Genomic DNA, 8,448 nt, shown 5'->3' with positions numbered 1-8,448 from the left:
GCACCCTGCGCAAACTGCCCCATCCCGCCCGTCACGTTCCCGCCCGCCGCAACCGTCAGCGCGGTCAGCACCTGACGGTATGAACCGCCCGGCCCCCACTGCGCATTCAGCTGGTCGGCCTGCTGCTGCGCCGCCGCCCGCTGCTCCGGGCTCAGGTCCGGAGTCTTCGCCGCCTGCGTGGCCACGTCCGCTTCCTTCGCGCGGTTGTTCACGAACGTACCGGCCTGGTTCACGAACTGGCTTGCAATGTCGAACCCCGCCTCGATCTTCTCCCTGTCGAAGATCGGTGCAATCGCCACCTGCGCGCCAGCCGTGTCGCGGCTGATCCCAGCCACCGCTTCTTCCACGCTCTGGCCCGTCAGTTGCTGCTGCTTCGCCTCGTCTGTGATGCGGATCGCGCCTCCGCTAATCGCGCTCTTCGTCGTCGACGCCGCATCGCCCGACGCGCCCAGCGCCACCGGCGGAGCCATCGTCACGCCTCCCGCCGAAGGCAGCGTCGTTCCGGGCACCGGATTCACACTGGTTGCCGTGCCGCCCTGCGTCTTGCCGATTTCGCCGCCGTAGCCGCCGCTGATGCCCAGCGACGACCCACTGTACGACGCCCGGTTTTCCACATCGCTGTACGTGAGCGTCCCCGTGGTGAGACTGTTCAGACCGTTCGCAATCGCCGCATCGCTGCCCGTGATCACGCCGCCCTTCAGGTCCGTGTTCCCCTTCACATCGATCTGGAACCCACCGTCGCCCGCCTTGATGCCCGACTGCTCCGTCACGCTCGCGTAGTTGCTGTTCAGCTTCTCCTGGCTGATGTTCGCCGATGCGCTGGACGTGCCGTAACAGATCGGCGGCACGCACACGCTCACCGACACGCCGCCGCCCGTCTGCTTCGAATCGTAGTGGCTCGTGTCCTGCAGGCTTTCGATATTCAGGTTGCCGCCAACGGTCGCGATCACCTGCCGGCCATCAACCACCGCGCCCTTGATGTTCGTGTCGCCGCCCGATTGCACCGTGAGCGTGTTGCCCGCGCTGACATGCGTATTCGTGTACGTCACATCGTCGCCGTTGCCGTGACCCTTCGTGCCCGATACGCCCGCCTGGAACGAGATGCCATTGCTCTGGCCGAACCCGATGGTCACCCCGATGCTGCCGCTCGATCCGCTGTTCGTGCCGGACTGGCTGGCCGTGTTTCGCGCGGCCTCCAGGTTCACGCTGCCATCGGCAAGCAGCGTCGCACTGTTGCCTGCCTTGATATCGCTGCCCACAACGTTGATGTTGCTGTTCGCGCCCGCACCCGAGGCTGCAATGACCACGTTGTTTCCCGCCGCCAGGGTACTGCCTGCCGCCGTGCTCGAATTCGCGGACGAATGGCTGTTGCTGTGGCTCGTGCCCAACGAGACGTTCACGCCGATGCCACCCGCGTGCGTCGGGTCGCTCGCCACCGCGTCCCAGGCGTTCTTGCCCGCCAGGCCCGTTGTCGCTGCGGCCAGCGCGTCCAGCCGCGGGTCGCCCTTCGTCTGCTTCACGTCCTTGCGCATCTGGTTCGCGGTCTGCGCGGCGGCAAGCACCGGACTGCTGATCCCCGCCGTGATCGCCGTCTGGCTAAACGACTGCTGCTGGTTCTGGCTTGCCGTGTTGTTCGCGGCGTCGACCGTCACCGTCCTGCCGGCCAGGCCGAGATCGTGGCCGGCGTACAGCGCGCTGCCCGTTACATGTGCGTCGTTGCCCGCCGAAATGCTCAGGTTGCCGTTGACCGCGCCAATCGTGCTGGCGTTGTTCGTGACCTGCGTTTCCTGCTGCGCGTCGGTAGTCTTGCGGACTCCGAAGCTGTACCCCTGAAGCCCGCCGTCAAGCTGGTTCACCACGGTCAGGCCGGACAGGAAGCCAGACTCGCGCTGCATGACGCTGCTCTGCGAACTGACCGTGTCCTGTGTCGTCGTGATATTCACATCGTGCGCGGCGCTGAGCGACACGTCGTTCGTACCGACAATCGCGCTGCCCTTCACGTTGATATCGTTGCCGCTCGCAATCGACACGCTGTCCGCCGAAATGAGGCTGCCTTGTGACAGTGTGGCCGTCGAGTCGTTCGAACTGGCCACCTTCTTTCCGCTCACCACGTTGCTATGGCTGTGCTGCTCCTGCATGTTGTCGACGTGCGTTTCCGTCGCCGCGCCGATATTCACGTTGCCCGTAGCCGCAAGCGTCGCCGTCCCCTTCTCGAGACCGATCGTGCTGCCCGTCAGATTGATGTCCCTGCCCGACACCACCGCAAGCGAATCGCCTGCATTGAGCGCGGTTCCAGTCAGCGCATCGCTGGACCGATGCATCGACTCCGAGTAGCTGCCGTGACTGTCGCTGCCCGAACTGTTGCTGTTGACAGTCGAAGTAGCCTTCGCCGCCTCGAGCGTCACATCGCCCTTCGCCGCAATCGCACCGCCGCCGCCGAGGTGGATATCCGCGCCGCGCGCCGTCAGGTCCCCGCCCACGCCGATCATCGACACGCCGCCCACGTTCACCGTGCTGCCGGTCGCCTGATTGATGTCCGTGTTCGACACGCCGTTCGCGCGCTCGACCACCTTGTGCTCGCCGGTCTGCACCGTGCCAAGGTCGTAGTTGCCGCCCACCGACATGCCCAGGTTTCCACCCACGTTCAGCGCGGCACCGTGCTGCCCGAAGTCGCCGCCCGTCACGATCGCCGCGTCGCCCGCCACGTTCAGGCTCGCCAGCGGCCCGAGCGTCGTCGTCACGCGCGTGGCGCCCGTGGGGCTGATCTGGCTGAGCGTTTTCGTCGCCGTATCGAGCATCACGTTGCCGCCCGCGTTTAGCACGAGACTTCCTGCGTTCACCCGCGCCGAGGTCAGGTCGACGTTGCCCGTCGTCGTCAGCGACATCAGCCCGCCGCTTTGCAGCGCGCCGAACGCGTTGTCGATGGACTGGCCATCGATCCTCATCGCGTTGCCGGCCTGCACCGTGCCGCTGTTCGTGAAGGTTTGCGCATTGCGCAGGTCGATGTCCGTCGCCGCGATGAGCGGCCCGTTCATGTTCTGCTGGCTCGCCTTCGCCAGATAGACCACCGGCACCAGCACGGGCTGCCCGTCGACGATCTGCGTCTGCATGATGATGACGTTGCTGGTGAGCGCCGCCACCTGCTCCGGCGACAGACTGATGCCAAGCGGCAGATCGAGCGACTTCGAGAGCGATGCGCCCGCCGCAAGCAGCGACTCGTACATCGACTGGAGATCCGTGTACGGGCCGAGCACCGCCTTGCCCGTCAGCGACGTGATCTGGTTGCGCACGAGCTGCTGCTCGTAGAAGCCATCTCCCAGGCGCTTTTGCGTCGTCTGTGGATTCAGGCCGATCTGCTGGAGGTAGTAGTCGCTCGAGATAAACGACTTCTGGTTCGTAAAGGCCGGATTCGTTTCGATCAGGTAGCCCGCGCCCGGCGTGGTCGCCGGACTGAACAGACCGCCCTGCGGGATCGTCAGATTGCTGAGGACGTTCACCGCCGTCGCGCTGGCGATGACCGGGTTGACCATCGCCGCGCCGCCCTCGACCTGGGTCGCGCCGCTCTTCGTGCCACCGGCGTTGCCGCTCACCGATGATGCAGCGCCCGTATTCGCGCCGCTCGCGCCGCCGCTGACTGATGACGCGCCACCGGCATGCGTGCCGCTCGCGCTGCCGCCGAGCGCGCCGATCTCCACGCCGGAAAGCGCCTGGCCCGCAGCCAGCCCGAGCGACGGAATGCCGGCGTTGCCCGCGGTGTTGTCGATGCTGATGCCCGTGCCGGAGAGCGTGCCTCCCGCAACGAAGCTCGATTCGTAAGACGCCAGCGCGTATTCGCGGATATCGGCCGGCGCTGCCTGCGTGTAGCCGCCGGGACGCTTGCCGACAAACGGCGCATCGCCGAACGGCAGCGTCCAGTCGTGTTCGGTGTTGTCGTAGTTGTTGTAGTGGTAGTAGCCCGAGTACGTGACCTGGACGCCGGGCGCTACCTGGCCCCGCCAGCTGTTCTGGTCGAGCATCACGGGCGCGGCGATGTCGCCCGCCGATGCCACCGCGCTCCAGTAGTTCTGGAGCAGCCCCACGTTCGTGGTATCGAGGTTGCCGCCGGCCACGATCTGCGCCTGCGGACTGATGCCCGCTATCAGGTTCGCGACCGCCACGCCCGTATAGGTCGTGTACTGGTAGCCGCTGTTCCACTGCCCGCCGTGCGGCGGCTCGATGTACACACCGCCAATGAGGTTCGGGTCGCCTTGCCTGGTCCAACCCACGTTCTGCCCCGCGCAAGCCTCCATATAGACCGCCGTGCAGCCGGAAAGACTGATCCCGAGCTGCTCAAGCAGCGCGGGATCGACCGCCTGGTTGAAGCCGGTCGTACTCATCACGCGCCGGGTGTTCGTGACCTCGTCGGCGTGCAGTTCCATATCGCCCGCCGCTTCGATCAGCCCCGACTGGTTGCGGATCAGGCTCGCGCGCGTGTAGTTGCCGCTGGCATCCTTGCCGCCCGCCAGCACGACCTTGCCCAAGCCGTAGATCGCGGTGCTTGCCTGCGTGTCGGTTGCCGTGGTGTCGTCGCGGTTCTCGATATCAGTCGCCAGCAGTTCGAGCGTGCCCTCGCTGTCCGTCGCGCCGATGAGCGCGGTCGGCCCGAGGTTGGACAGGGTTTGCGTGGCATTAAGCGAAACGCTGCCGCCGACGATGACGCCCTTGTTTTCCAGTGTGTGCGAGTGCGTGCCGAGCGTGCCGCCCGCCATCATCGTGCCGCTGTTGACGATATCGCCCGCATTGATGCCCAGGTTGTTCGCCGCTTCCAGCAACGCCGCGTTGGTGAACGTTCCCGGCAGCGCGAACGTGAGGTCGTGACCGGCGTTGAACTGCACCTCGGGCGTGGGCGCGAAGTCGCCCTGCAGGTTGATCTCCACGTCGTTCGCAGCGCTGTATGCGCCGCCGCCCGTGAGCGTTGACGCGCTCACGGCGAGGTCGTGTGTCGCGCCTATCTGGCCGTTGGTGTTGTCGATCGCACCCGTGTTCGTGACCATCACGTCGCCATTCAAACCCGCGACGTTGCCGATCGCGCCGTTCGTGTTATCGAGCGTATCGCTTCGAGCCTCGACGTTCGCGCCGCTGATCTGCCCGCCGTCGGTGTTCGAGATCGACGACGCATTCACGCCGACATTTCCGTTACCTGTGATCTGGCCGCCGCTGTTGACGATCTGGCTGCCGCCCTGCACGGTGGTGTCGCCCGTGCCGAGGTTGCCGATCAGGCCGCCCGCATTGTCGATGCGCGTGGCCTGCACGGCGAGCGTGCTGGCGTCGCCGGCTTCCCCCGTGCCGGACTGGATCTGCCCGTGCGTGTTCATCAGCGCGCCGCCGCTCGCGAGCGAAGCGGAAGAAAGCGAGCGCACCACGCCCTGCGTGTTGTTCACGTCGCCGGCAATAGTGGCGGCGATGCTCCCCTGTGCGGCCAGTACGCCGGATGTGTTGTCGAGGTTGCCGGCCTGCGTCACGAGTTGGCCCGCCGTGATGACTCTTCCGCCCACGTTCGATAAGGCGCCGTTACCATTGCCGGCTACCAGCGTGAACGTGCCCGTGCCTGCGCCGAGTATCGTCCCGCCGTTGTTGTTCAGCGCGCCGGCCGCGAGCGTGAAATCAGTGCCGTTGGTTTGCAGCGTGCCGCCCGCGGAGTTGTCGAACGTGTTGCTGACGTTAATGCCCATCAACGCCGCGCCATACTGCGTGATCGTGCCGCCGTGATTCACGAGGTTGGCCGCGTTCAGCGCGAGCTGGTTCGCTTCGATATCGCCGCCGCTGTTGTCGAGCGTGGCATCGGTTGCGATCGTGAGATTCGGCGCGACAATCGAACCGCCGTTGTTCGCCATCGATCCGCTGCGGATCGTTGCATTCGAGCCTGCGCCAAGCTGACCGCCATCGTTCACAAGCGTGCCGCTCGCAACGCTGAGGTCCGTGTTCGAGAGCAGCTTGCCGTTCGTGTTGTTCAGCGCGCCGCCAACCGTTGCCGCCAGGCCGTTCTGGCCGATGACCGAACCTGCTGCATTGTCGAACACGCCGCTCTGCGCCACGACCCTGCCATTGCTGGCAATTGTGCCGCCCGCATTCGAGATCGATCCCGCGCCGCTACCCGCATTGATCGTCAGGGTGCCGGTTCCCGCATGCGTGATCGTTCCATGGTCGTTGACGAAAGTGGTCGGCGCCAGCGTCAAGTCCATGCTGTTGGTTTGCAGCGTGCCGCCCGCTGAGTTGTCGAACGTGCCGCTGACGTCAATGCCCATCACCGCCGCGCCGTACTGCGTGATCGCGCCGCCGTGGTTCACGAGGTTGGCCGCGTTCAGCGCGAGCTGGTTCGCTTCGATTTCACCGCCGCTGTTGTCGAGCGTGGCATCGGTTGCGATCGCGAGATTCGGCGCAACGATAGCGCCGCCGCGGTTCGTCATCGATCCGGTGTGGATCGTTGCATTCGAGCCTGCGCCAAGCTGACCGCCATCGTTCACAAGCGTGCCGCTCGCAACGCTCAGGTCCGTGTTCGAAAGCAGTTTGCCGTTCGTATTGTTCAGCGCGCCGCCGACCGTAGCCGCCAGGCCGTTCTGGCCGATGACCGAACCCGACGCATTGTTGAACGCGCCGCCCCGTGCCACGACCCTGCCGTTGCTGGCAATCGTGCCGCCAGCATTCGAGATCGATCCCGCGCCGCTACGCGCGTTGATCGTCAGCGTGCCATTGCCCGCGTGGGTGATCGTCCCGTGGTCGTTGACGAAAGTGGTCGGCGCCAGCGTCAGGTCCGTGCTGTTGGTTTGAAGCGTGCCGCCCGCGGAGTTGTCGAACGTGCCGGTGACGTCAATGCCCATCAGCGCCGCGCCATATTGCGTGATCGCGCCACCGTGGTTCACGAGGTTGGCTGCGTTCAGCGCGAGCTGGTTCGCTTCGATTTCACCGCCGCTGTTGTCGAGCGTGGCATCGGTTGCGATCGCGAGATTCGGTGCGACAATCGAACCGCCGTTGTTCGTCATCGATCCGCTGCGGATCGTTGCATTCGAGCCCGCGCCAAGCTGACCGCCATCGTTCACAAGCGAGCCGCTCGCAACGCTCAGGTCCGTGTTCGAAAGCAGTTTGCCGTTCGTGTTGTTCAGCGCGCCGCCGACCGTAGCCGCGATGCCCGACTGAGCGACGACCGCCCCCGACGCGTTGTTGAGCGAACCCGCCCGCGCCACGACCTTCCCGTTGCCGGTGATCGTGCCGCGCGCATTCGAAATCGATCCTGCGCCGCCGCCCGCGTTAATGGTCAGCGAGCCGGCGCCAGCGTGCGTGATCGTCCCGCCGTCATTGTTTAGCGTGGCCGGCGAGAGCATCAGATCGGTGCTGTTGGTCTGAAGCGTGCCGCCCGATGAATTGTCGAGCGTGCCAGATACCGCCACGTTCATCGCTCCGTTGCCGGTCTGCGTGATCGTGCCCGCGTGATTGACGAGGTTCGTCGCGTTCAGCGAGAGCTGGGCGGCCTGGATGGTTCCCGAACTGTTGTCGAGCGCTGTCGCGCGAACCGTCGCGGCCTGGCCCGCCTCGATGACCCCGCCACTGTTGGTCAGTTGCGAACCCGCGTCGACTGTTGCATTGCCCGATGCCGCGAGCGAGCCGCCCCCGTTGTCGAGCGACTGCGCGCTCACAGAAAGATCCGCCTGCGCCGTGAACTGGCCTGCGTTCGAGAAGGTGTAGGCGCTGGCATGCACGTTGCCGTTGCTGCCGATCACGCCATTCGTGCCGTTCAGGAGCGCGCCGCTCACGCCGAGATTCAGGCCGTCACCGTTGAGCGACGTGATGCGGCCCGCCGTATTGTCGAGCGACGTGCCGAACAAGGAGAAACCCGCCGCGCTCTGCATCGTCCCCTGGTTGTTGGTGACCGCGCCGCCGCGTACCTGCATCGCGCCCTGCGAGACGAACTGGCCGCCCTGGTTCGACAGATCACCCGCTGCCGTTGCATTGAGCGGCCCCTGAGCCGAAATCTTGCCGCCCTGGTTCGAGAGCCCTCCCGCGTCGAGCGTCACCGTTCCGCCGGTGACCGTACCGTGGTCGTTGACCAGCGCGCCCGCAGCGTGGGCGTTGATCGAGCCATGGGCGCTCGTGGTGGCGCCCGAGAGATTCAGGTCACCTGCGTTCGCTGTGAGAGACAGGTTGCCATTGGTCGCCGTCTCGCTGCCCGCGAGGTATATCGATGCGCCGGAGAGCGTCGCGTCGCCGCCTGCAACGTTGTGGCCGGTCGCCGTGAGCGCGCCCGATGACGCGACGCTCAGGTTTGCCGCCTGCGTCACAGCGCCATCGCCATTCACCCCCGCACCAATCGTCCCGCTCGACACAACATTGCCCGCATTGACGAAAACGTTCCGCTGCGCGGCCAGCGTGCCGTTATTCGTGAGCGCACCCGCTGTGCTCGCGTTCAAATCCTGC

General features: G+C 65.8%; 1 protein-coding gene. It reads right to left on the bottom strand.

Annotated elements, in window-relative coordinates:
* The coding region (locus HV773_RS36035; RefSeq protein ID WP_175198494.1) for a hemagglutinin repeat-containing protein at positions 1-8,448 on the bottom strand (8,448 nt) is incomplete at both ends.

Source organism: Paraburkholderia caffeinitolerans (assembly GCF_902859945.1).
In the GTDB taxonomy this organism is placed as follows: Bacteria; Pseudomonadota; Gammaproteobacteria; order Burkholderiales; family Burkholderiaceae; genus Paraburkholderia; species Paraburkholderia caffeinitolerans.
This window is presented reverse-complemented; position numbering and strand designations above follow the sequence as displayed.